Consider the following 21,559-nt stretch of genomic DNA (forward strand, 5'->3'; position numbering starts at 1 on the left):
CTTTCCCCTTCCAAAGCGCCGCGTCGTTGAGCTCGGCGACTTCACCGAGGTCGTCCGTTTCCGTCACTGCCGCACTTGCGCAGGTCCGGAACGTTTCCGTGGTGGATGACGCAGGACTGGTCCAGATCCGAGCCTCAACGGTCCAGCACGGCAGGGACGCGCCCCACTCGGTGTAGGTCAGTGCCACCCGGGGCCAGTCGAGCTTGCCCTGCTGGGCCAACTGATGATTGTCACCTTTGAACAATCCGGGCAGCTTCCCGCCTCCGCTGACCGGGGCGTAGATCGCCCCAGCGCCGGCGGCCGCCTTCGCACCGCCCTGAGCCGGCTTGACCCCAACCATCTGCCCGCCGGCATTTTTCAGGCTGGTGCCCAGCTGCCTGAAGAAACCGGGGCGATTTGGCGCTTCCTCTTGCTCGGGGTGGCTCTGGGCTCCTGCGGAATAGGCGGTCAGGAGCAGCGCGGCAGCCAGGCCGGCGGCCATCTTTGTCTCGATCTTCTTCATGAAAACCCCTGTGGTTGGTCGGGAGGGTGCTACATTTCATGAAGAGTCTGCCATGCATTGAGGGACCAAGTCATGCTGTCTTCCCAAGTTTTCAATATCTGTTCACGTGCCCAAGGCTTCCCCGCGTTCCCTATTTGCCGCCCGCCTGAAGCAGGCCAGAGAGCTCCGTGCCATTCCGAGCCAGCGCGCGCTGGGGGTGCTCATGGGGCTGGATAAGAAGCTAGCCAGCAGCCGGGTCAACCGTTACGAGAACGAGACCAGCGGGATCGATCTGGATGCACTGGGGAAGTTGGCGGATACCTTGGAGGTTCCGATGGCCTACTTGGTCGCGAGAGACGACCACACGGCCGACGTCATCCTGGCGTTAGAAGAGCTTTCGCCAGAGGAACGCGCTGATGCGGCGCGTTGGTTGTTGAAGAAGCTCAAGCGGTGACACTCGGTGGTTCCCTTTCTAGGAGAGCAGCGGATGGCAACGAAGAAGATCGGGCGTGATGCCGGTTCAGGGAAGTTCAAGCCGGTAAAAGAAGCACAGCGTGACAAGGCTGGATCGATTGTCGAGACGATCAAGACGTCTCCCAAGCCTAAGAAGAAGTAGCCCATTCCTGCCACAAGGAAGTGGCACTCGGGGCGGGGCTCGTCCTAACGTCTCCCTGAGCGCGCTCTGATAGAAGGGCGTCGGCCAGTCCGGGGGGCGCTAGCAAGCTCATCGCAGAGTTCCGAGTCCCGAGCTGCCAACAGAACTTCGTCAGGAGCTGGCATCGATAGCCCCGAAGAGACGACTGTCGAACTGTGAGAAGGAGAAAACGTGCTGGAAAGCATTGTTATTGGCATCCTGACCGGGTTGGTCACCGGGGTGCTGTCGGGATACTACTCAGGCTTGGTGGTGAGCCGGACATCCAGGTTCAATGCGCTGATCCGAGACGCTGAGAGGGCGCTGAAGAACATCGAATATATGCAGGAGGGGCACCGCGCGAAGATCTGGGGCTTCGAGAGGCATGCCATGAATCGGGCAGCCGACGACCTGGCAGCAGACAAGCAGGTCAACGCGTCCGTGACCGTTAGGTCTCAGCTCTACGTCATGATTCGCGAAATTGATCGAGCCGAGCGGGGGGAGATCGACGTAGGCGAGTTCGAAAAGCTGATCGAAACGGCCCGGAGCGTCGTAAGTTCGTTGCGAGCTCATCCACGTGTGTTTAAACCATGGGGTGCGCCATGAGCGCGGCCGTTGATCAATAGGACTGGATGTGGCCGGGAGAAATTCATCAAGGTTCGCCATATCAGGGCGAAGGGAGGCCATCCAAATGAGGTCTGGAGTCGAGATCCTGCAATCGTTCTGGGCGAAGGGTGCAGAAGGCAAGTGGGCAATTACGCATCTGCGTGGGGTCAGTCTGGCGCCTGCGCCTGGGTGTGAGCCGGATTTCTTCAAGCCTCAGCAGAACTTTGAGTTCCCCAGAAATCCCCGTGGCATGAGCTCCCTTCAGTTGATGGAGTCTCTGGGTTCCACGAGCACCTCCCTCAAGCACAGCATTGTTCCCGTCGTAGCGTTGGTAGATGGTGCAAATCATCTTCGGGTGATTGGCACAGCTTTCGTCGTCAGTGCCTCAGGGCTGGTCATGACTGCTGCTCACGTTTTGCTGGATCCAGAGGACAGTGGCTATGGGGACGCGACTGACGAGAACGGTGCGGTCCGATTCGATAGACCTCTTCAGATGGGAGTTCTCCTCCCTCTCCCATCTTCACTCTACGGCCGAGGAGCAGTGAGGTTTGCCCCCTTTAAGGATCGCAAGTTCTGGGGAGGGTGGAGGAGGAGCCCGCTCTTTCACGAGCGGGACCGCGTCGACTTCGACACCGATGTTGCCATCTGCCGTTTGCCCCCGCATCCGTCGGGGGCATATCAGCCATTGAACATGTCGCTCAGATCCGTGGCGATGTCAGAGCAAGTCTTTGCTGTGGGCTATGCCGAGATGGCAGATATTCCAGTTCGCTACGAAGGCGATACTGTCGTGCTGAGTCACTTCACTCAGGATCTGTTCGTTTCCGTAGGAACAACCACTGCTGTCCATAACGACAATGCGCAGACTCGCTCAGTGTCCACCCCAGGGCCTTGCTTCGAGTTCGACGCAAAGATACCTGGAAAGATGAGCGGAGCCCCCATCCTTGGAGGCGATGGGGCAGTCATCCGCGGGGTAGTGAGCCGGAGCTTCTCGGGGGAGCGCCATGCGTTTGGAGCATCGCTAGGCCCCGCAGCCCATCTGCCATTGTTTGACAACAAAAGCCTCAGGGACCTTATGCTTGAAGGGACCGAAGGCATTCCGACGATTGAAGGGCCAGGCTTCTAGCCGACCGCCTCGAAGGAAGGGAGCGTGCAGCCTTCCACCGACCGCAGTAGGTGAGCACAGTTTCGTTGCTCCATCCACGCGAACGCAGCACGGCATAAGCCCTCACCTCAGGGCTGCTATTTGCTGTGACGCGTATCAGAGAGGTTCTCTCCATCGGGCAGCGCAAGTGGAACGGTGAACTGAACGCGGCTCACACTCATGGCGGCGTCTGTCTTCTCGTTCCGCTTTCCAAGAGCGATCGTGGCGACTACCACACCAATGCCTTCCTTGGTGGTGCTGTTCTCTTCAGCGGTTATAGCCACGTCGAATGAGACACTCTGGACATCACCCCGCTTGTAATGCGTCCCCATTGCGCTGGAGTAGTGCTCATATGGATTGACGTTTCCGCCAAGTGGGCTGACCTGCTTCTGGGCCGCATGAACCCCCTCAACAATCTGTACCAATGTTCCAGTAATGAAGTCTTTAAGGTCCACGGCATCACCTACGAGTTGGGGAGCGGCGCCGCCAACTGTATTGGCGGGCGTCGAAGAACTTCATGGTCACGGGTCGCCGTTAAACCTAACCATGGTCGGCGGCAACCAGCCCTCTGACATTACACGGTTTGGGCAGGAGCCAGACAGACTCAGGATTGGACGAAGCGGGCGAGGAAGTTTGCAGTCGCACGAGCAACGCTTCTGGCTGCTCCAAGCGCAGATGAATACATGAACACATGGAGACGACCACCCGGGGGGAGATGTGAGCTTTGCTCGCATCAGGACCATCGCGGAGCGCTACGCCATCAACTACCGCCCTGGCGAAGATGGGCAAATCGTCGCCAAGTCCATGTCTGCTGGTCCTGAAAGGGGCATATGGTGCCTCATGGATGAAATTTGCTTGAGTCCGAGAGCACCTCGGCGAACTGGCCGCGCTGATACACGGGAAGTTGCACCGGAGGCTGGTAGCGAGCGAGTGTGCTGGCCTTCCCGCGCAGATGGGCGATCGCTTCTCGGTGCTGGTAGAACTTGTCGAGAACAGGCACTACGTCGATTTGTCGTGGAGCGTGACCTGTAAGTAAGGCGATATCGCTATGAGAAGCTCCGCTAGCGCTCAAATTGGTTACCAACGTGTGCCGAAACGCATGGAACCTGACGCCTCTGCCAAACCCTAAGTTCTTCAAATATCGACCGAACTCGGCAACCAGAGTCTGGCTGTAGTGTGCGTTTGTCTCACCGGTTTTGCGGTTCGTCCCAGCAGATAGATGAGGGAATAGACGACGGTGGCCTGTCGCCCTCACGTCTTCGACGTAGTCGAGTATTCCAGCATCCAGGAGCGGCTGTGCGATGGGTATGATGCGTGTGCATCCCTTACCCTTCATGCTTTGCCGACTGGTCCGCTTCAGCCGAGGGTTCTTGGCCAAATCCTCGTCCTCGGTCTTTTGAAGGGAAAAGCACCATTGCCCCGCGAGGTCCACTATATCGATGATCTTGAGTTGGCATACTTCGTTGACTCGGGCCCCGGTGAAGAGCCCGATCATGGGTGCCCACCACAGCTGTGGTTTCGTTGCCCATGGAATGAAGTTGTCCCAGTTGAAGATCGCCTGGAGGTTTTGATCTTCAAAATAGCGAGCCGGGTTCGAGGGCCGCATCATGCCGTCCTCGGCCGGCTTCTTAAACGCTCGCATCGGTGATGAGGGGATGGCTAAGGAGTCCTCGAGATGTCTAAAGAAGGAGACCAGAAAGCGTCTGTGGCGCTCCAGGGTGGCAGGGGCGAGTGGCTCGGTGCCCATCTTTCTTCCCGCTTCAATCACTTCCTCAAAGCTGAGCTTGGATAGGAGCGAATCGGTGGTGACGTTTTTTGGAGCCCACCGTAACAGTTCCCACATCTTGTGGATGTCTTTGTAGTCGATGCGGGCGGCAGAAATGTTCCCGCAGGTAAGCACGAGCAATTTGAGCGTGCGCGCCGTTACTTCAATGGTCTTTGGGTTAAGGTTCCTCCGTTCCATATCCCTCAGGTAGTCGGAGATTTCTGTCTCCAGCGGCCTGGCTGGTGCGCCCATCGGCAATGGTTGCGGCCTGCGTGAGCCGCTCTTATATGCCCGCTTGTTCGCGGCATTCTCGAGGCCAGCGACGATGCACTCATGAAAATTGATTGCGGCCTGCCTACAGCCGAGCGTCACCCTATCGACATGAAAGTCTCCCGCTTTGACTCCCTCAAAAACAATGAGGCCGTTCGAGAAACGGGGATCGGCGGGAATATTCGTATCGGACATGCTTCACTTCCATTGATTTCAATGGAAGTATCAATAAGTCATCGAAGTAAATCGTCAATCGATTTGAAGAAAAATCCATCCGATAGGTCATTGCTCTATGCGTTGCGTTCCTACCGAAAAACGTGCGCAACTACCGTCATTTCCGTTACCTTCCTAAATTATTGATTTAAAAGGTTATTTGCGGGTGCAAAATCAGTCATTAGTGTACTGTTATTGCTCGGGATGGCGCTAAATGAACTAACAAAGTGTCAGTTTAAGCTGAATGCAAGATAAATTGTGGTTGTATTTTGTTAGGTTGCTTGGAAGTATATGGGCTGCCCCTGATTACTAGGGGCGCGACGCCTAGCTGCAAGTTTTGAACTCAGTCCGCCGGGATGGAAACACGGCAGTCATTACCGCCATTCGCCCGCGCGACAGCTGCAGAAACGCGAAATCCGGCTCATGGGCCGCGGGCCGGACCTAACTGGCGCCGAGTGATGCTTGGAGCGCCGCAGCCAAAGCGGCGTCGCCGTTGACCAGCTCGGTCCAACGCAGCTCCAATCCCTTTCTACGCCCCTTCAGCACAAGCTTGAGCCCGGTAGGGTCGATGGTCAGGGTATATGTGTCGTCACCGACCTACAGTTCTCTACGGATCGCTTTGTCGAGTGGAGTCATGCCAGCTCCTGCTTAAAGGGTTGGATGGGGGAGGGCAACGCTCGCATTTGGGGCCCTACGATCCCTTGACAGCAATCAGGCGGGCTATGCCGGGAATCGCTCGCTGGGGTGTCGCTTCTTCCACTCGGTATGGGCGACGGTTCCTTCCCAAGAGATGAACGCTTTGGGTGGGCGACCTCGGCCAGACCAGGTCTCACCATTGAAGTGCAGCCAGAGTCGGGGCGTCAGACCATTCCTTGGCGCCTTGATAGCCTTGACCTGCTTGATTGCGATCGAGGCGGCCTTTGCTCCGATCGCTTCCCGGATCTTGCGCCGCTGCGAACACCTGATATTAGTAGGAGTAGTGCGCATCCTGCATAAGCTCGTAGAGCTTATCGAGCTTTTTTACTGTCTTGAATTTCTCTGATATCAACAGCTGTCCGACTGCTGCTCGCAATAATACATTGATCTCCAGGTTCTCTGGTGTGATTTCTTTGTTGCCGCCGTGAACAATTGCCGAGCGCATCCCGTAGACCTTCTTCGTTAGCTTGGCGAGCGCGAGCCTAGAGCTAAGATCGGTGCCTGCGACGAAGGCAAATAGATCGGAGATGTTGGATCCGATGCTTTTCTGGAAAAGGGCGTTGGTATCTCTGGAGAAGAGCATTTCTAGCGCGATGCATGTATATATAACCGAGTTCCTCCTATCTTTCGTATTGCAGGATTCGCCAAGGGCAAGTGAGGCACTCAGCATCCTTCTATCCAAGTCTGGTAGCGTGCGCCCGCTTAGAAGATCATTGTGAAGATCCCATATTTGCGAAAGATGTTCGTGTGCGCTGAATACGTCTATATTGACGGGGACTTTTTCCGCAATTGTATTGCTTAATTGCCCTGATATCGGATTTCCATTGTCGTCCTCAAAGTGGTACGACGAAGAGCCCAAGTACACTTGGGTCGGGGACATGTCTCGCAGGAGTGGGAGACCAACTCGGATTGCGATGCTCTGATCAATCCTGCCGGAGAAGAACACAATCAGTCTGATGACGTCTTCAAAGGCGGCCTCGGCCCGTTGCATCGCGAGATCTCTGTCACAGATATCGGGAATCGTAACGCTCACATACATCCCGGCCTCTGGATAAGTCGCGCCGTCTGTTACGTCCTCTTGGTACCCAAATGTAAAAGCGCCGATTTTGTGGTTCCGCACGCCATTGTCAAGCCGTATCCCGGAAATTGGGGTGCGAACTGTTATAGATTCAGGTTTTATATTCAGGAGTTCCTTGAAGAACTCATGCGGGCTTTGTGGCAGGGTTGCGTCGCTCGCGTCCGAGAGTATTTTCTTTTCTGAGAAATTGATCAGGGTCTTCTGTGTGAATCGTTTACTTAGTTCCGGCAAAATTGAGGCTATGGATATTAACTTATTTTGGTAGCTTATTAGATCGGTAACAATTCGTGCTGTGCCGTCTTTTGGTGAAATCCACGCCTTGTAACCAGCCAAGCCATCGCTTTCGACGTTTTCCGAGGCGCGGATCAAGCTGCGGGTTTCGCGGATTAATATATTGAGGTTCAATGGGCTGTTCATTATTATCTTTGATTTTATTTTAGTTGCTGATGCATGGGGCGTTCCGTTGCTTTGGCTTTACTTGTAAGCTTTTTGATGTTGCGTTTGTTGGCTGCTTTGTGGTTTCGTTGAAGTGTTTCTACACGCCGAGGAAGGCTTGCGCTTTGTATTCCGCTTATTTCACGCGCTTAAGTGTTTGGTCCGTCCTTAAGTAGTGGTGGATGAGTCCAAATTCCGTGCACGTTTTGGCAGGTCATGTGACCAGCGTTGGGCCGAAGTAGAAAAGTGCTGGGCGAATATGTAGCTAAGCGGTGGCGCGTGCTGTTAGATACGCACACCCAAGGCATCGAGGGTCGGCGTGGTCATGGTTCCCGTGACCTTGATGCCGTAGGTCAGCTGGAACATGCGAAGCGCAGACTGGGTCTGGGGCGATAGGGTTCCATCAATCGCACCAGGGTCGTAGCCCTTTGAATACAGCGCGGCTTGGACTCTCATGATGAGCAGCTTCAGCTGATCTGCATCTCGTCGCTCGCCGTCGGGCGCGGCTAGGGTGCTCGGTTGAAGCGTCTGGGCCTTGTGCATGCCGTCGCTGGTCGCGGACGGTGTCGACTGCGAGCTTTGGTGCGTAACCGGGGAGCCACTCGAGGACGCGCCCGACCGAGTCCGAGACGCTGGAGCTGTGTATGTCGAGGGCGGCGGAGTGTAGGTGGATGGTGGTGGGGTATAGGTCGCCGGCGGCGTGTAAGACCTATACGAGCTTCCAGAGCCTGAGGAGTGCGACCGATGGGAGCTATGGGATCGATGCGAACTGTGGCTGCGATGACCGGCATACAGGTTATGCCGGCCCGCATTGAGCGAGGTGCTGAGCACGGTCGCATACTTGCTGTCCATATGCGCCAAGGTCGACAGGTCTGACGGGCCTTGGGGCGGCTCCGTTGCCAGGGCGCCGAGGGTGGCTCCCACAATCATGAGTGCGTTCGACATCGGTCAGGCGTCCAGGATGGGGGCTACAGCGCGGCTCGTCCAAGCCGGCGTCACCCAAGAGAAGAACCCGCCGCAGCGATCTTTCACGCTGCAAGTGCTGCAGGCGGGCAGGTAGTCGTTCTTCCAGGTCGAAATGCTCTTCGCGGCGTGGCCCCAGAGGCTTCGTTCGATGGTGCAGAGGGGCAGGTTGTAGAGGGACACCGGAATGCCGGCCATGTCCAGGATGTCGACGGCATCCCTCAGTATTTCGGAGTAGTCCGCAGGGTCGGCCCATAGATCGCGTTGGTGCGCTTTCGCGAACCCAACAGGCTCAATCCCCATGAGGGCCACGTGCTCCACGAAAGGCAGGTTCCGCCAAATGAAGCGAGCCAGCTGGGCCAGACGCTCAAACGTAGGCCGAACCAGCACCACGCGTATCTCCACGCGTTGCCGGGCGGCCTGGAGGGCGTAGAGGGCCCTCAACGTCTCTGCAAACGCCCCCTCACTTTGGACTACGTAATCGTGCAGTCCGTAGTGGTCACCGTACAGCGGGACCCCCCAGCTGAGGTTTGGATGCAGCCCATCGAACTTGGCGTGGAGCAAAGGGTCGCGAAGGCGCCCGTTTGAGAGAATGTGGACGTGGGTATCCGGAAGGGTCTCGGAACACCTCTTAACGACGTCGACCAAGCCATCTCCAAGGAGGGTGGGCTCGCCCCCGCTGATGGCCAGCGACGGTTCGTCAGGGTCCACCAGCTCAATAAGGTCCAGCAATTGCCTGACTCGCCAGCCGTCCTCCACGTCTCGGGGCGGCTGGGAGCACATCAGGCAGTAGCTGTTGCACCGCTCGGTGGCAAAGAGGACGTTGCCGTTGTCGCCGCGGCGGTATCGGACAGCAACCCGTTGCCGAATCGGATCCAGCTCTATGACGTCACCACTTTTGGTAATGCGCGAGTCGCCCTCGAGACTCACCCAGGGAACCGTGGCGGGCCATCCGTGGCCATCCGGTGGAAGCAGGGCGCCCCAAGGGAGGCCGAGCAGTTCCGTGGAGACGGCCAAGTCAGCTGTCGCCCGCAGATCGAGCACCAGCCTTGAGGGCGGCAGACTTGAAGTTGAAAAATCCCTCAAGTCCACAACCTTCAGTAGCGGAGACCCGGGAGTGACTGGAACCCGCGCTTTAGTATCAAGCGGCAGCATCCTGCGTCTCCTCTGGCTCGGTCTTGGGAATTGCCCAGCTTTCCATCAGTCGTTTCGTGTCCCGATCTGCCTTCTCGTAACGCTCCAGAAGGAAGTCGAGCAGCCCCATGTTCCTCTTACAGAAATCGCTGCTGGGTCGGTGACCCATCGGATCGCCTTGGCGGGCGTAATGCTCGATCGGATCGGCGCCGCAGAGGGGAACATAGGCGCAGTCGGAGCACGTTGGCAGTGCCTCGGCGACGCCGGCTTCGAGCAGGGTCGTCATTGCCGGAGAGGAAAGCCAGGTGCTGACGGGTTGGGATACGTCGCCAAGGCAGAACGAGCGATCGCCCATGGCCGCAAGCATCCGAGCTTCGTCCGACGGGTAAACGCGGCCGTCGTAGTCGTAGATGATGGCGCCTAGGCCGGCGCCCGACGGGGATCTCAGATCAACGTAGCCATGTCCGAACGGCGAGAGCAATTGTGAGAGCAGCAGCGAGGCATAAGTCTCGTCCATGGGGTAGCCGTCTCGGTTGACTGCCATCAGGTGCTCGAATGCCCGCTTGTAGAAGACCAAATAGTCCTCGGTTGTGTAACCGGTTCTCGGGGCACTTTTAGTAGCAAAGCCATAAGGGCTCAATGGCCTGAGCGAGATGGAGTGCAAGCCGAGCTTCCGATACTCATCGATGATGGCTTCGGGAACCTCCAGGCTCCGCTTGGTCAGGGTCGTCAGGGCCGACACCGCGTCCTCGCCGAGCCGACGCCGACCTAGATCGATCCCTTGGATGGTCCTCGCGTAGCTGTCGCGGCCCGGCCTGGGGCGGTTGATGTTGTGGAGCCATTCCGGACCATCCAAAGACGTAGAGAGCTTGAATCGGTGCTCTTCTAAGAAATCCAGCTGGGCTTCGGTCAGGTCGTGGAGCGTGGACGCTAAAACGAAACGCAGGTTTCGGTGCGCCGAGCGATTGCGCTCGACGATGAGCAACGTAATGGCCTTTACCTGCTCGAAGTTGAGCAGAGGCTCGCCCCCTTGGAACTCAATCGTCAGTTCCTGGCTTGGCCACTCGAACAGCCTCTCGACCGCCTGACGAGCATGGGTCCCCGCCATATCGAACTCGGTGGCGGTCGTCTGCTGGCGGGACACCTGGCAATAGCTGCACGTGTGGTGGCAGCGCAAGGACACCACAAAGATGTGCAGGGCAGGTCCGCCCACCAAGTAGGACTTTCGGCTTCGGTATTGGCTGAGCAGCGGGGCCAGCGAGCTTCGGCTTGTATCCGCAACGGCAAGGTGCCGGGCCTGCAAGTCTGCGAGCAACGGCGAGTGCGCCGGAAGCTCATGGGAAACGAAGCGTTGCAGATCCTGCATGTCCATGAGCAGCCAATCGCCCGCCATTGAAGAGACGAACGCCTTTTGAGGGTCCCAAGGCAGCCGCCTGAAACGCATCGGCAGCAGTTGATAGCCCGGTGAAGGGCTGAAAGCCTCCCTTGGCCTGAATCTCACGACACCACCGCGCCGGACGGCATCGCTTGGGTCAGTGCGGCGCGAACCAGCTCCTGCTGAAGGCCTTGAGTCTCAACACGCACCAGGGCGCGCAGGCGCTCGTCCAGAAGGTCGTTGAAGAATTGTGCACGCAGTTCTTCCGCCGATACCGGACTTTGCCGCGGCTGCAGAGCAACCACGAAGTCATTGCCTCGGACAAAAATCTCTACGGCACAGCTTTCGGTATGGCGGTGGGCGGCCCTGGTGGCCACCTCGTCGCTATACAAACTGCGATCAATAACAAACTCCGAGCGTTCCATTGCCCATCCCCCTGTGGATCGCGTAACTCTGCACCGGGGGTGGATATTTGACAAGCGCCCATCTTGGGACGGGCAACTGAATACGCGCCGAGGCGCGGGCAAGGTGGCGCTGGTCTGGCCGGCGAGTGGAAAAGGCGGTGTGTAGCCGTGAGGGGGGCGTTTGGACTACTTGCTTCGCTGCGAGTTCGAGCGCAGTTTATGGCCGTCACCAGCCGGTGACTGACCTGGAGAGAGGAATATGGCCAAGAACGAAAAAACCAGTCCGAAGGCAGCGACCGCTGCCAGCAAGGTTCTGAAGAGCGGCAGCACGGGCAAGAACTCCAAAACCGCCGCTGGCTCGGCTCTCAGTCAGGCCCCGGACAAGGGCAAGAAGAAGTAGCCACCAGGCTGGCCGTCCATCCTGGATGGCCAGCACCTAGACTATTGACCTCAGGCTGCTGCGATAACAGCATCTAATTTCGCTTGGCCGATAGAGCGCGCATCCTGCCGCACGTCGCTATCGGTGCGGCTCTGTAGGTGGATCAAGAGCGCGCCAGCCAGTTCCGCATCGTCCAGAGCCTCCGCACCGGCAACGAAGACAAGCTCGGCGACACGCTGACGACGGCGAGCGTGTTCCCTTCGTTCGGCTTGCTTGGCCTTGGCGGCTTGGCGATGAGTTGCCAGTAGTTCGCGTGCCTGCAGCTGCGCCAGACGCACCGTCGCCCGCTGGATGCGCTCGTGGTAGGGATTGGTTTTGATCATGTGGTGCTCCTTTCCTCAGTCTGTTGAATCAAGTCAATCAAAGAAAATGAGCTCGTCAAGCACAGCCTGAGTGCCTCCTGTACGTTGTGCCGCACTTTTGTTTTCTCCTAGAGAATTAGGCTCAAAAGAATGAAGCAAGAGCGCACCTATGCATTGCCGTTGGCAACGCGTGCGCAAAGGGCTGTCGCCCCTTGGACCCCAATCGCTTCGCGCTTGCCAAAGTCGAAAGCGAGCGCATAAAGAGCCGGGCATATCCACTTCTTGGAGCGCCTTATGGCTATCTATCACGCAAACATCAAAACGATCAGCCGGTCAAAAGGACATTCGTCCATTGCCGCGGCTGCCTACAGGGCTGGCTTGCTGCTCTCCGACGAGCGCACCGGGCAGCGGCACGACTACCGCCGCCGCGATGGCGTTGTCGAAACCCGGTGCATGGCGCCAGTTGGGTCGCCCGCGTGGGCCTTGGATCCACATCAGCTTTGGGTAGAGGCCGAGAGGGCAGAGCGGCGCAAAGACTCGACGGTTGCAAGGGAGTTTGAGTTCGCGTTGCCGCATGAGCTGGACGAAGACCAGCGGTCTAGCTTGGCCACTGACGTGACTCGCGCCCTTGTTGAACGCTACGGCTTCGCCGCACAAGCCAGTATCCACAGCCCTGGATCAAAGGGCGGGCTAAACCATCACGTCCATATCCTCGCCACAACACGCCGCATCGGCCCCGATGGCCTCACAGACAAGACCCGCGAGCTGGACGGCGGGCCGACCGGCCGGGAAGAGGTGGAGTGGGTGCGAGCCCTGGTCGCCTCGAGCGTTAACGCGCACCTCGAGGCTGCGGGCATTGAAGCTCGAGTGGACCACCGCACTTTGAAGGTCCAAGCAGAAGAGGCCTTGGCCCGAGGTGACCTTGCGGCAGCAGCGGTTCTCTCGCGCCAGCCCACCCGTCATTTGGGGAAGAGCGCCGCCGCCATGTTGCGGCGAGGCTTGGAGTCTGGGCGGGGGGAGATCAACGAGCAAATTGCATTGGATAACCTCCATGGATTGGAACGGATCGCGAGAGAGTTCGACAAGGAGGCGTGGTTCCAAGACCAAGGGATTGCAGCCGAGGGGTATGGTGAGCAGCCTAGTGGCCCACGGAAGGGCAAGCGGCTTCGATTCGATCTGGCAAACGGCGGCGGTGAGGTGGAGCTGTCGCCAAGGATGCTGGCGAAGGCGAGGGACTATGGATTGTTCGGCTCAGATCCGGCTGACCAGCCACCGTTGCCACAGCGCGTGACGAGCCAAGAGCTTCTCGAGGGCATCGTCGAGACGTGGCGTGAGCTGGTCAGCGCCGGCGCTGAGGCGGCTCTGACGTGGACGCGGAGGGTGGTCGAGCACGCGGCAGCAGGCGCGAGCGCCTTTGCGGACTCCAGTGCCGTGTGGACCAAGCTGCGTGAGGTGCTGCGCTCGATGAGGCAACTCAAGCACCGACTCTCCGCCTACAGCCGGCGCCAGCAGGCAGAGCGGCGCGCCATCCGGCTGATGCACATGGCTGAGCAGTCTTGGGAGGAGTTCAATGCGAACCACCCCCGACCCGGCTGTCCATGGCCTGAGCACGAGTGGAAGGCAAGAAGGATGCGGCGACTGGTTGCTCTGGAGAAGCGGTCGGCCGAACTGGAGAAGGCACGCAAGCTCACCACGCCAGAGGAGGCGGCGGCATGTGACGCATCGGTTCTCGAGAGCCAGATGAGATTGGAAGCTTGCAGTGAGGCCCTGGCCAGTGTTGGCTTGACCGAGGGTGAACCCAACTCGGCAGGAAACGTGAGGAATCTGCACGCCATTGATTCCCCCGACAGTCCGCCCAGTTTGCGGCCTTCTCCACGCTTCCACTGAAAGCCAAAGCGCCCCGAAGAAGGGGCGCTTTCGTTATGACCTGGCCTGGCAGTTAGTGGCTGCGTGGTGCCGGTGCTGACCGGTTGGCTGGGTTGGGGGCCGTGGCGCCCTGGGCGCTTCGCTTGGCGCGCCATTCGTCCAAAGAGGGCACCACATCACGTCGGATAACTGCTTCCATCGTCTTGGGTCGAGGGGCTGCTGAGGCGCGCGGCGGTGTTGAGCCGTGGAAGCGGCGCATCAGTTCAGCCGACACGTTCAGTGCTTCCTGGATATCTTCCAGCCGCTCCGCCCATGGGCGAGCGCGGTTCTGGCAGACAAGGGCGCTGACGATATGACTTGCGATTCGAAGTTGGGTCTCTTGGGGCATGCTGGCAGTTCCTAGATGAAGATGACCTATTCATCTAAACGCGAAACGCCAACTTCACAACAGCATTTGGCGGGCAGTAGGTCACACTTGTGATTTTTAGGCGGAAGTATCTGTGCCAATCTTTGCCGAGCGTTGGGAGAAAACTCTCTCGAAAGGCTCGGATGTCCAATCTGAAGCTTGGCTGGGATTCACAGACGTCTTGTTTTATTGCGGGTTCCTAGCTGGGAAGCTGCCTAATCTCGAATAGCTTCTGTAGTTGCTGCAAATGGTCCGGTCGGCGTTTGGCTAGCCACCTGACAACTGCGGCATTATTCAGAAGAGCTGTTCCGACATGCGTTTTAATGATCTCAAGTTGGAGGCTGGCAGGGTCGAATCCTTCCTGTAGGGTCTCCTGTCTACTTGCAATGCCGACAGTTCCTGCTCCAAGCGCCTTCTTCGTTGGGTGTGACGTCAGTGCTCCCTTGCGCAACATCAGGGATCAACTGCTTGGGGAACTGTTTCTCTCCTGAGGCGGTTCTACACTCTTGTGACTTTTTTGGTGCAATGGCTGACCCGCATCACATTAGTGAAGCGGGTAGGGAGGTAAAGCTGCCACCTTTGAAGAGGCCGGTCGATCAAGGAATGCGCGTCTAGCAGGCCAATGCTCAGCCGGCGAGGCCGCCGGCAATGCCGCCGGCGATCGCAACGAAGATGGGATGTTCAAGGAGCTTGGTCAGGCGCGACTTGGCTTCTGCTTTCTGATCCTCTGTCGCCCTCGAAGCATCGATAGCTTGCTGCAACGCTTGCACCGCGCCGATTACATTCTGGGTATTGTGGTCCCCAATCTGGATCGAGTGCGAGCCCTGAATGTTGATGGTGTGCGTTCTCTGTTGGTTTGCGGGCGGAGTTCCAATCTTCAGTTGAAAGTGGGGCCCAAAGTCACCGATGCTGGCGTCATAAAATGTGGCGCTCTGGATGTAGGCGCGCTCGATCTTCCCGCCTGGAAGCGTCCGGGTCACATAGTCGCCCGCGTCCACGTCTGCGGTCGGGTCGTCCAAGATTACGGTAGTTCCTGCAAACTTGGTTTGATAGGGGCCTTTGATTTCCCCGGAATGCTTTTCGATAAACGCTTCCTGCTTCTTGCCGATCATGACATTGAGCTCCTTTTCTTAGCGAGGCGAGTTAGGGTCACATGAACAATCGATATGGGTAGCTGTTTCCAGGAAGGCCCTGGACGTTTGAGATGGTCCTGGCCAGCTTCTGGGAGTAGCGAATGCTGACAGGCACTGGGTCGTAGAGAGCGTCGTTGTTCCAATCCATTTTGGTTAGTGCCAGCGTTTCGTGCGCAATCGTTTCCATTGGCCCGCTGCCCGCGTGGCGGGTCAGCAGGAGTGGGCGAGGGATGCTCTTCCCTCCTTGGTAGTAGTCGGACTTGCTTGAAACATCTGGAACATTGCCAGCGGCCCAAAGAAGAGCGGACGTGCCCGACCGGGGGACAAACGTGCCTCGGGGAACAGGGTATCTCGCTGGCTGGGTGGGCGGGTTACCGCCAGGAGCTTTGACCAGCCATACGCCCCGCCAAGTCGGTCGGGAGCTGATTTCAATACACTCCACTTCGGGGATGGCGGTCAAAGCGTCGCGAGCGCCGCGAACTTCGTCTTCCTTGAACGCATTACTCTTATGGATGACCATTCGCCGAGGAAGAATGCCTCCGTTTCGCTGTTGGTAGATCGACAGGCTGCGGGCAATGACCGCTCGCATATCTTCGCGTGACAAGAACGGATTTCGTCGTGCCTCGCGCACATCCTTGACGGGGTCCTTGGCCTCGAACGCCACGAACTGCATACCGCCGCCATCCATGTCGAACACCTGCGAGCAGCAGGTGACGAAGTGGGTTTCGTCGTCGACCCTCTTGAGCGCGTATGCCAAGCCGATATAAGCGGTATCCGCGGGCACTCCCGCCAGAGGGGCGAGCTTCCAAGGAATGCCGCCGGCTTTGACATAGAGCGCGATCGACAGCCTCCATGCCAACTGTGCCTTGTTTGAGAAGCTGAAGGTTCGGTCGTTGACCACCTGAGTCGGAATGCCGTGCTTTGCTCCCAATGCCTTGAGGACATCGTGCGCGTCGAATCCGTCTCCGGACGTATAAGGAAGCCACGCCTCTGGCAGATGGATTAGGACCACATCAAACTGCTCGTGCCTTGTGCTTAGTTGCGAGAGGGCTGCCTCGAAGGCGGCCACTAGGCGATGTTGAAGGGTGCCGGAGCCTGGAAGATCGTCGATGGAATCCGGCCAACGGATGTGGTTCGCCTTGTCGGAGGAAGCCAAGTCCACGCCGAAAACGCTGGCGAAGCCGGGAAAATCTGGTGCGTAGCCGCTTCTGTCGCTGGCCGAATGTTGCTGCTTCAGCGATGCCATGAGCGCGCCACGAGTCTTGAACGCTCTGTCTGGGCCCACTGTGGCAATGCGAACGGTGGGCGTGAACTGGCTGAATGTCTGGGATGAGAAGGGGCCGTAGTGCGCCAGCCCGCGAAGGGGGTGGACATCTCGCCCCCCAGACTGTTCAGGAGAAAAGGCCAGCTCCGGTTCCGAGAGCAGGGACAGCGGCGGTAGCTGCGAGCGAGAAACATCTACCATCACTGTCTCCGGTCAAAGTATTTGTCGTGATGTCCAGGACGACTGAAGCCGGTGAGTGGTGAAATGCGGAAAGCCGCATCGACTCCCTCTTGAGCTTCGATTCCGAACGCTTGAAAGGTGATGCCCCGTGGAGAGGTTAGCAAGTTCGCCCAGGCGTCGATGATGCTGGCCCAAGCGCTGTTGTATTTGGTGGCCCACCGCTCTCTTCTCCAGTCAGCGGTCGGATCTGGCCGGCGCTGCGACGACCAAGCCAGTGGGTCGCTCTCGGCTGCGTCTGAAGGAGCAGCCCGCTCTTCACGCGGCACTTCCACGGCGGTGTAGGGGTCAAATCCGCACCACCAGCGTCCCTCAATCTCTTCCAGCCGAACCGAAATGGCTTCGTTGTAGTTGCGCCCAGACTTGGTCCCCGTGAGCTCGCTTCCGTAGGCCGCTCTGAGCTTGGACAGTTGGCTTTCGCGGCGATGTCGCTGCTCTTCCGTTTCGCCCTCTTTCGCGCTGGCAACCATAAGGGAGTGCCCAGAACGCTTGAGTCTGGGAATCAGCGGTCGCCGCCGAGCCAAAGCTCGCAGGAGGGCGTCATAGGTGAGTCCTAACGCCCAGCTGTCTCGGATGGGGTCCAGCTTCCAATGCCCGTTGAGTGTCGGATTCAGTGTGTGCAGTGACGCCAGTATTTCTGCGTCTTTACCGAAGGCTGCGAGCTCATTTCCAACCATTGCCACCGCCGCCCGGCACTTGCTGGTCTTGAGCATTTCCCGCACTTCAAAGATGGAGGATGGATGTCCCAGGGTTATTTTTCTGGCCATGGTGGGGAGGCTCTCCACCAGCAATGCGGAGAGGCGCAGCACGGGGAACTTCCGAGCTTCCGCCGTGCGCACGGGGATGGGAGCTGCAAGCTGGGCAGGCTGGAACGACAGGACATGGTCCAGCAGTGGCGCTGGAAGGCTGATTTGATTGAGCAGGTCGCCGGCCAACTCGTCGAACGTCGCGGATTCGATGATGAAGACATTGACGCCCGCAGAGGCAGCCTTTTCCAAGAGATCATTCACAGCCGGCAGGAGCTTGGAGCGGGAAGACGCGCACCAATAGAGGCCACTAGGGAATGGGTTCTCGTAGGTGAGGACGGACTCAAGCGCCTCCATCACGGAGGAATCGCGGCCGCTATAGCCGACGACGACAAGACCGAATCGCTTGCAGGCTTCAACCATGGCCCGGCGCAGGTCATTGTCTTGGGAGGCAAGTTCGCTCGTGGTGTTCTTAAGGGACGTCGAACGGTAGTCACCATGAAGCTTGGCGATGAGGGGCCAGTCAGACTCATCCAGGCAGCGCGTAGCCAGGTTGGCAGAGTCTAAGGTCGCAACCGTCGGCTTGGCTGCGATGCCAGGAGGCATCAGCGATGCCGCCAGTAGGCTGGATTCTTCAATAAGCGGGTCGAAGTTCGTCGTAAAGACGCATGGGGTCTTTGCCGCCGTTACTAGCCCGGCCAGCATGCGGTGCCCAAAACAGGGCGTGCCCTTGCTGATGGCGTCATCGATGTATTGCCGTCGATGGGTTTCTTGCGGATAAATAGCCTCGAACGCCGCCGCATACTCGGTAGGATCGTTCGGAGGCGGAAGGAGAGGGGTGCGAGAGAAGAACTCGTCAATGCGCTGAACCCATAGTGGATCACTAGGGTCGACGTTGCGGCGAGGGAACCGGGTCTCTTGGCAGTAGAGCCTGGCTTTGAAGTCCAGGATCATGTCGTAGCCGGTCGGTATGCCCGAGGCCGCAGAAGCGCCGGCGCCCAGAAGCCACGCATGGAGCTCGGGTCGGAGGCTGAAAGTAGTTGCAAACTTAGATGCAGAAATAACCTGGATGGATTTCGTCATCAGGCAGCTGTTTAGTGGCCAAGTGAATAGGGCAACCCAATCCTACTACTGCTCCTGTCTCATCTCCTTGGACTCGGAGATTGGAATCGATTTCAATCACCAAAATGGCGCGCGCTGGCCTTGGGGGGCGCGTTGCGGCGATGTTGCGACTTAGATTCTGTTGCGACCAAGGCAAGCAGGCAGGTCTTGCTGCACAAGGGTTTGCTTGCATAAGATCCCGCTGCACCCGTTTTGCTTCATGAGCGGGGTGTGTTCGGGCTGCTTATCGGTCACGCGGGGTCCATCAACGTCGGGGGCAGGCCGGAAGGCCGCCGGATGGACCATTGTAGGGGAGGGGGCCGGGAGGGCGAAGGCCCGGTCCCCGCCTCAGCGGGTCAGCAGCGTCACATTGGGATGCGCGGCGATGATCTGCATGACGATATCGAAATAGGTCTGGCCATCGCCGCGTTCCAGCGCCTGCAGTTGTGCGCTGACATGGGCGCGGTTGAACGGCCCGGGCGGGTCGAGCTTGGCCTGCAGCCAGGCGCGCGTGGCCGTCACGCCGAGCGCCTGGCGACTGTGGGCGATGTCTTTCCAGTGCAGGTGAACGTGCGCGTGACCGGCCAGCGCGCCGTAGGCGCCGTAGAGCATGTCATCCAGCGCATCCAGGCTCGGTCCGAGGTGCCAGTCTTCGTCGGACATGAAGACACGGTTGATCTCGGCGTAGAAGCTGGCGATGTCGTGGACCGCGCGTCCTTCCAGGGTCAGGGACAGGCTATGCACGGGTCAGCCGACGGTGTCGAGAGAGGCGCCCGCATCGATGCGGAGAAGGCTGGGCATGCAGGTCGGGGTTCCGTCGATTCAGCCTGGACTCTATCAGTCGCTTTCCTTGCGCAGGAACTGGATTCGCAGAAGACCCCGCCCCGGACGTGTGTCCGCCGCCTGAACGCGCGGCGGGCGTTGACGCTGCGTGGACATGATTTCACTGCCCATTGCAGCCGTGGGGCGGACACTCACCCCATGTCCTGCGAGTAAGGAGAAGACCGTGAAGAATATCCAACGTATGTTGTGCATGGGCGCGCTGGTGGCCGCATCGTTCGGCGCTGCCGCCCAGACCTACGGTCCGAAGGACGAAGGCCGCCGTTTCAATGACGGCAGCAAGGTGGTCTGCAAGAACGTGGAAGTGCAGCGCAACAGTCGCGATCCGAACCGTATCGCCGGCACCGCGACCGGTGCGGTGGTAGGCGGCTTGCTGGGCAACCAGATCGGCGGTGGCAATGGCAAGAAACTGGCCACGGTGGCCGGTGCGGTCGCCGGTGGCGCCGCGGGCCGCAATATCCAGGGCCGCAGCCAGCAGAACAACGGTGACCGCGTGGTCGAGCGCCGCTGCGAGCGCCAGTACCGCTGATCCCTTCGGGGCGGGTAGACGCAGTCCAACAGCGCCGGCCTTGAGGCCGGCGTTGTCGTATCCGGGACCCTTGGTGGGTGTCCAGGCAGCCGTATACTCGGGCGACACCCAAGGATGACCGGCCTGTGAGCGAAGCGCTTGAACCCGGCAACACCCCCGACGCCTCTGCCGAGGGATCCGATCACGCTGGCCGCTTTGCCCGGTTGCGCGAACGCACCGACGAGCTGGAACTCTTCATCTCCGGCCTGCTGGCGTTCGCACTGCTGGCCGTGCCGGGGCGCATCTTCGAGGCGTGGGCCGGCAGCACCGTGCACACCGAAGGCGTCTACGCCTATGCGTTGTGGTTCGGCTTCAGCACCAGCGTGGGGTTGTGCTACGTGGTGGCGCTTGCGCTGATCGCGCATCTGGCGATCCGTGGCTACTGGGTCGGACTGATCGGCTTGAAGACCCATTTCCCCGATGGCATCCGCTGGGATCGGATTCCGCTGATGGGGCCGGTATCGCGTGCGTTCTACCGCTCACGCGTGGTGAGCCTGGAGCAGGTGATCGCCAGCGCCGACCGCGCTGCATCGACCCTGTTCTCGACCACGTTGCTGTTCGCGCTGACCATGACCCTGATCGGCGTGGGCTCGGTCCTGCTGCTGAGCGTGGCAGGCCTGGTCGGGGCGCTGCTGGGCGATACCGACGGCATCGCGCTGATCATGGTGGCGGTGGTCTTCGCAGCGTTGCTGCTGGTCAGCACCGTGCCACTGGTCATGGAAAAGCAGGTTGCCCGACGGCAGGCACGGGGGAAGCCCACCGCGGGCCTGGAGCGCGCGGTCCATCGGGTCCTCGGCGTCAGTCAGTGGCTGATACCGATGCGCCTGCTGCTGCCGGTACAGCTCACCCTGCAGAGCAATCTGTATGCCCGTAATTTCATGGTGGCCTACTTCGTCGCCATCATGGCGGCAATGACCATCGGCGGCGTGCAGACGATCAGTTCAGCCAAATTTTCATTGTTCAACCGCTACGAGGTGGTGACCAGCGAAGCGGTGGAAAACGGGATGCTCAGCGCGCACTACGAAGCGTTGCGGGTGGAACATGACCGGTTGCTGCGCTACCCGATGATCCCCAGTGATGTGATCCAGGGCGCGATGCTGCGACTGTTCATTCCGCATCAGCCACAGCGCGACAACCCGCAGGCGCGGCAGCGCTGCAGCGCACTGCCGGGAGGCGAGAACGCGCGGGTCGGGCAGGACGCGGCGCAAGCGGCGGTCCAGTGCCTGGCGCTGTTGTGGACGGTCACGCTGGATGGCAAGCCGGTGGCGCTGGACGGTTTCGTGCCGATGGAACGGCGCGACCTGGAGATGCGCGGGCTGGTGGGCTACCTGCCGGTGTCGGCGCTCCCACCGGGCCGCCACGATCTGCTGCTGGTCTGGAATGCCGACAGCGATGCGAAGGGGGCGGCACGTCGCCGCGAGTACCGCATTCCGTTCTGGTACGCGCCGGACCCGTCGCGCTGAGC

General features: G+C 59.2%; 22 protein-coding genes. 8 read left to right on the top strand and 14 right to left on the bottom strand.

Annotated features, from left to right (window positions below):
- Nucleotides 1–502: hypothetical protein (locus RTO53_RS08920; RefSeq protein WP_312237452.1), on the bottom strand; the 502-nt coding region annotated here is incomplete at its 3' end.
- A gap of 106 nt (nt 503–608) precedes the next feature.
- Here RTO53_RS08920 and RTO53_RS08925 point away from each other — a divergent pair.
- The 4 genes from RTO53_RS08925 to RTO53_RS08940 all read left to right on the top strand — a co-directional run bounded on the left by RTO53_RS08925 (nt 609) and on the right by RTO53_RS08940 (nt 2,841).
- Nucleotides 609–935: a helix-turn-helix transcriptional regulator gene (locus RTO53_RS08925; RefSeq protein WP_165376609.1), complete on the top strand. Its 327-nt coding sequence runs from the start codon at nt 609–611 to the stop codon at nt 933–935.
- Between the two features lie 33 nt (nt 936–968).
- Nucleotides 969–1,097, top strand: a complete 129-nt coding sequence (locus RTO53_RS08930; protein ID WP_278186895.1) for a hypothetical protein — start codon at nt 969–971, stop codon at nt 1,095–1,097.
- Nucleotides 1,098–1,307: 210 nt separating this feature from the next.
- Nucleotides 1,308–1,718 (top strand): hypothetical protein, encoded by a 411-nt coding sequence (locus tag RTO53_RS08935; protein WP_312237453.1) that lies wholly within the window; start codon nt 1,308–1,310, stop codon nt 1,716–1,718.
- A 250-nt stretch (nt 1,719–1,968) separates the two neighbouring features.
- Nucleotides 1,969–2,841: a trypsin-like peptidase domain-containing protein gene (locus RTO53_RS08940; RefSeq protein ID WP_312237454.1), complete on the top strand. Its 873-nt coding sequence runs from the start codon at nt 1,969–1,971 to the stop codon at nt 2,839–2,841.
- 116 nt (nt 2,842–2,957) lie between these two features.
- Here the strand turns inward: RTO53_RS08940 and RTO53_RS08945 are convergent, their stop codons facing one another.
- The 8 genes from RTO53_RS08945 to RTO53_RS08980 form a co-directional block, all read right to left on the bottom strand.
- A complete protein-coding gene (locus RTO53_RS08945; RefSeq protein ID WP_312237455.1) occupies nt 2,958–3,314 on the bottom strand; it encodes a hypothetical protein in 357 nt (118 codons plus the stop codon).
- 383 nt (nt 3,315–3,697) lie between these two features.
- Nucleotides 3,698–5,089: a site-specific integrase gene (locus RTO53_RS08950; RefSeq protein ID WP_312237456.1), complete on the bottom strand. Its 1,392-nt coding sequence runs from the start codon at nt 5,087–5,089 to the stop codon at nt 3,698–3,700.
- Nucleotides 5,090–5,827: 738 nt separating this feature from the next.
- A complete protein-coding gene (locus RTO53_RS08955; protein WP_312237457.1) occupies nt 5,828–6,094 on the bottom strand; it encodes an H-NS family nucleoid-associated regulatory protein in 267 nt (88 codons plus the stop codon).
- On the bottom strand, nt 6,075–7,298 hold the full coding sequence (locus RTO53_RS08960; RefSeq protein ID WP_312237458.1) for a HEPN domain-containing protein: 1,224 nt from the start codon (nt 7,296–7,298) through the stop codon (nt 6,075–6,077). The genes RTO53_RS08955 and RTO53_RS08960 overlap by 20 nt, the downstream gene beginning before the upstream one ends.
- Nucleotides 7,299–7,601: 303 nt before the next feature.
- Nucleotides 7,602–8,261, bottom strand: coding sequence for a His-Xaa-Ser repeat protein HxsA (hxsA, locus tag RTO53_RS08965; protein ID WP_312237459.1), 660 nt, complete (start codon nt 8,259–8,261; stop codon nt 7,602–7,604).
- 3 nt (nt 8,262–8,264) lie between these two features.
- On the bottom strand, nt 8,265–9,434 hold the full coding sequence (gene hxsC / locus RTO53_RS08970; RefSeq protein WP_312237460.1) for a His-Xaa-Ser system radical SAM maturase HxsC: 1,170 nt from the start codon (nt 9,432–9,434) through the stop codon (nt 8,265–8,267).
- Nucleotides 9,421–10,857 carry a His-Xaa-Ser system radical SAM maturase HxsB gene (gene hxsB, locus RTO53_RS08975; RefSeq protein WP_312237480.1) on the bottom strand — a complete coding sequence of 479 codons (1,437 nt, stop codon included), beginning with the start codon at nt 10,855–10,857 and terminating at the stop codon, nt 9,421–9,423. The genes hxsC and hxsB overlap by 14 nt, the downstream gene beginning before the upstream one ends.
- A 53-nt stretch (nt 10,858–10,910) precedes the next feature.
- Nucleotides 10,911–11,213, bottom strand: a complete 303-nt coding sequence (locus RTO53_RS08980) for a hypothetical protein (RefSeq protein WP_312237461.1) — start codon at nt 11,211–11,213, stop codon at nt 10,911–10,913.
- Nucleotides 11,214–11,451: 238 nt separating this feature from the next.
- Between RTO53_RS08980 and RTO53_RS08985 the strand changes: the two genes are divergently transcribed.
- Nucleotides 11,452–11,592 (top strand): hypothetical protein, encoded by a 141-nt coding sequence (locus tag RTO53_RS08985; RefSeq protein ID WP_293983431.1) that lies wholly within the window; start codon nt 11,452–11,454, stop codon nt 11,590–11,592.
- 50 nt (nt 11,593–11,642) lie between these two features.
- Here the strand turns inward: RTO53_RS08985 and traD are convergent, their stop codons facing one another.
- Nucleotides 11,643–11,954 carry a conjugal transfer protein TraD gene (gene traD / locus RTO53_RS08990; RefSeq protein WP_312237462.1) on the bottom strand — a complete coding sequence of 104 codons (312 nt, stop codon included), beginning with the start codon at nt 11,952–11,954 and terminating at the stop codon, nt 11,643–11,645.
- A 273-nt stretch (nt 11,955–12,227) separates the two neighbouring features.
- On the opposite strand from traD, the gene mobQ reads away from it, so the two are divergent.
- Nucleotides 12,228–13,820 (top strand): MobQ family relaxase, encoded by a 1,593-nt coding sequence (gene mobQ, locus RTO53_RS08995; protein ID WP_312237463.1) that lies wholly within the window; start codon nt 12,228–12,230, stop codon nt 13,818–13,820.
- Nucleotides 13,821–14,831: 1,011 nt separating this feature from the next.
- On the opposite strand, the gene RTO53_RS09000 is transcribed toward mobQ, so the two are convergent.
- The 4 genes from RTO53_RS09000 to RTO53_RS09015 all read right to left on the bottom strand — a co-directional run bounded on the left by RTO53_RS09000 (nt 14,832) and on the right by RTO53_RS09015 (nt 19,430).
- Nucleotides 14,832–15,317 (bottom strand): hypothetical protein, encoded by a 486-nt coding sequence (locus RTO53_RS09000; protein ID WP_312237464.1) that lies wholly within the window; start codon nt 15,315–15,317, stop codon nt 14,832–14,834.
- A gap of 37 nt (nt 15,318–15,354) precedes the next feature.
- On the bottom strand, nt 15,355–16,803 hold the full coding sequence (locus tag RTO53_RS09005) for a nuclease PIN (RefSeq protein ID WP_312237465.1): 1,449 nt from the start codon (nt 16,801–16,803) through the stop codon (nt 15,355–15,357).
- Nucleotides 16,803–18,668 carry an SIR2 family protein gene (locus RTO53_RS09010; RefSeq protein WP_312237466.1) on the bottom strand — a complete coding sequence of 622 codons (1,866 nt, stop codon included), beginning with the start codon at nt 18,666–18,668 and terminating at the stop codon, nt 16,803–16,805. Before RTO53_RS09010 ends, RTO53_RS09005 begins: the two co-directional genes overlap by 1 nt.
- A gap of 366 nt (nt 18,669–19,034) precedes the next feature.
- Nucleotides 19,035–19,430 (bottom strand): barstar family protein, encoded by a 396-nt coding sequence (locus tag RTO53_RS09015; RefSeq protein WP_312237467.1) that lies wholly within the window; start codon nt 19,428–19,430, stop codon nt 19,035–19,037.
- A 280-nt stretch (nt 19,431–19,710) separates the two neighbouring features.
- Between RTO53_RS09015 and RTO53_RS09020 the strand changes: the two genes are divergently transcribed.
- Both RTO53_RS09020 and RTO53_RS09025 read left to right on the top strand, forming a co-directional pair.
- Nucleotides 19,711–20,055 carry a glycine zipper 2TM domain-containing protein gene (locus tag RTO53_RS09020; RefSeq protein ID WP_312237481.1) on the top strand — a complete coding sequence of 115 codons (345 nt, stop codon included), beginning with the start codon at nt 19,711–19,713 and terminating at the stop codon, nt 20,053–20,055.
- Between the two features lie 125 nt (nt 20,056–20,180).
- On the top strand, nt 20,181–21,557 hold the full coding sequence (locus RTO53_RS09025; protein WP_312237468.1) for a hypothetical protein: 1,377 nt from the start codon (nt 20,181–20,183) through the stop codon (nt 21,555–21,557).
- The last annotated feature ends 2 nt before the right edge of the window (nt 21,558–21,559 follow it).

Source organism: Stenotrophomonas sp. (genome assembly GCF_031995405.1).
Lineage (GTDB): Bacteria > Pseudomonadota > Gammaproteobacteria > Xanthomonadales > Xanthomonadaceae > Stenotrophomonas.

Excerpts from the sequence above, each read along its gene's own strand:
- RTO53_RS08930 (WP_278186895.1), top strand. The coding sequence starts at position 969 with ATGGCAACGAAGAAGATCGGGCGTGATGCCGGTTCAGGGAAGTTCAAG.
- RTO53_RS08940 (WP_312237454.1), top strand. The coding sequence starts at position 1,969 with ATGAGCTCCCTTCAGTTGATGGAGTCTCTGGGTTCCACGAGCACCTCC.
- RTO53_RS08950 (WP_312237456.1), bottom strand. The coding sequence starts at position 5,089 with ATGTCCGATACGAATATTCCCGCCGATCCCCGTTTCTCGAACGGCCTC.
- RTO53_RS08955 (WP_312237457.1), bottom strand. The coding sequence starts at position 6,094 with ATGCGCACTACTCCTACTAATATCAGGTGTTCGCAGCGGCGCAAGATC.
- RTO53_RS08960 (WP_312237458.1), bottom strand. The coding sequence starts at position 7,298 with ATGAACAGCCCATTGAACCTCAATATATTAATCCGCGAAACCCGCAGC.
- hxsA (WP_312237459.1), bottom strand. The coding sequence starts at position 8,261 with ATGTCGAACGCACTCATGATTGTGGGAGCCACCCTCGGCGCCCTGGCA.
- hxsC (WP_312237460.1), bottom strand. The coding sequence starts at position 9,434 with ATGCTGCCGCTTGATACTAAAGCGCGGGTTCCAGTCACTCCCGGGTCT.
- hxsB (WP_312237480.1), bottom strand. The coding sequence starts at position 10,857 with ATGCGTTTCAGGCGGCTGCCTTGGGACCCTCAAAAGGCGTTCGTCTCT.
- RTO53_RS08980 (WP_312237461.1), bottom strand. The coding sequence starts at position 11,213 with ATGGAACGCTCGGAGTTTGTTATTGATCGCAGTTTGTATAGCGACGAG.
- RTO53_RS08985 (WP_293983431.1), top strand. The coding sequence starts at position 11,452 with ATGGCCAAGAACGAAAAAACCAGTCCGAAGGCAGCGACCGCTGCCAGC.
- traD (WP_312237462.1), bottom strand. The coding sequence starts at position 11,954 with ATGATCAAAACCAATCCCTACCACGAGCGCATCCAGCGGGCGACGGTG.
- mobQ (WP_312237463.1), top strand. The coding sequence starts at position 12,228 with ATGGCTATCTATCACGCAAACATCAAAACGATCAGCCGGTCAAAAGGA.
- RTO53_RS09000 (WP_312237464.1), bottom strand. The coding sequence starts at position 15,317 with ATGATCGGCAAGAAGCAGGAAGCGTTTATCGAAAAGCATTCCGGGGAA.
- RTO53_RS09005 (WP_312237465.1), bottom strand. The coding sequence starts at position 16,803 with ATGGTAGATGTTTCTCGCTCGCAGCTACCGCCGCTGTCCCTGCTCTCG.
- RTO53_RS09010 (WP_312237466.1), bottom strand. The coding sequence starts at position 18,668 with ATGACGAAATCCATCCAGGTTATTTCTGCATCTAAGTTTGCAACTACT.
- RTO53_RS09020 (WP_312237481.1), top strand. The coding sequence starts at position 19,711 with ATGTTGTGCATGGGCGCGCTGGTGGCCGCATCGTTCGGCGCTGCCGCC.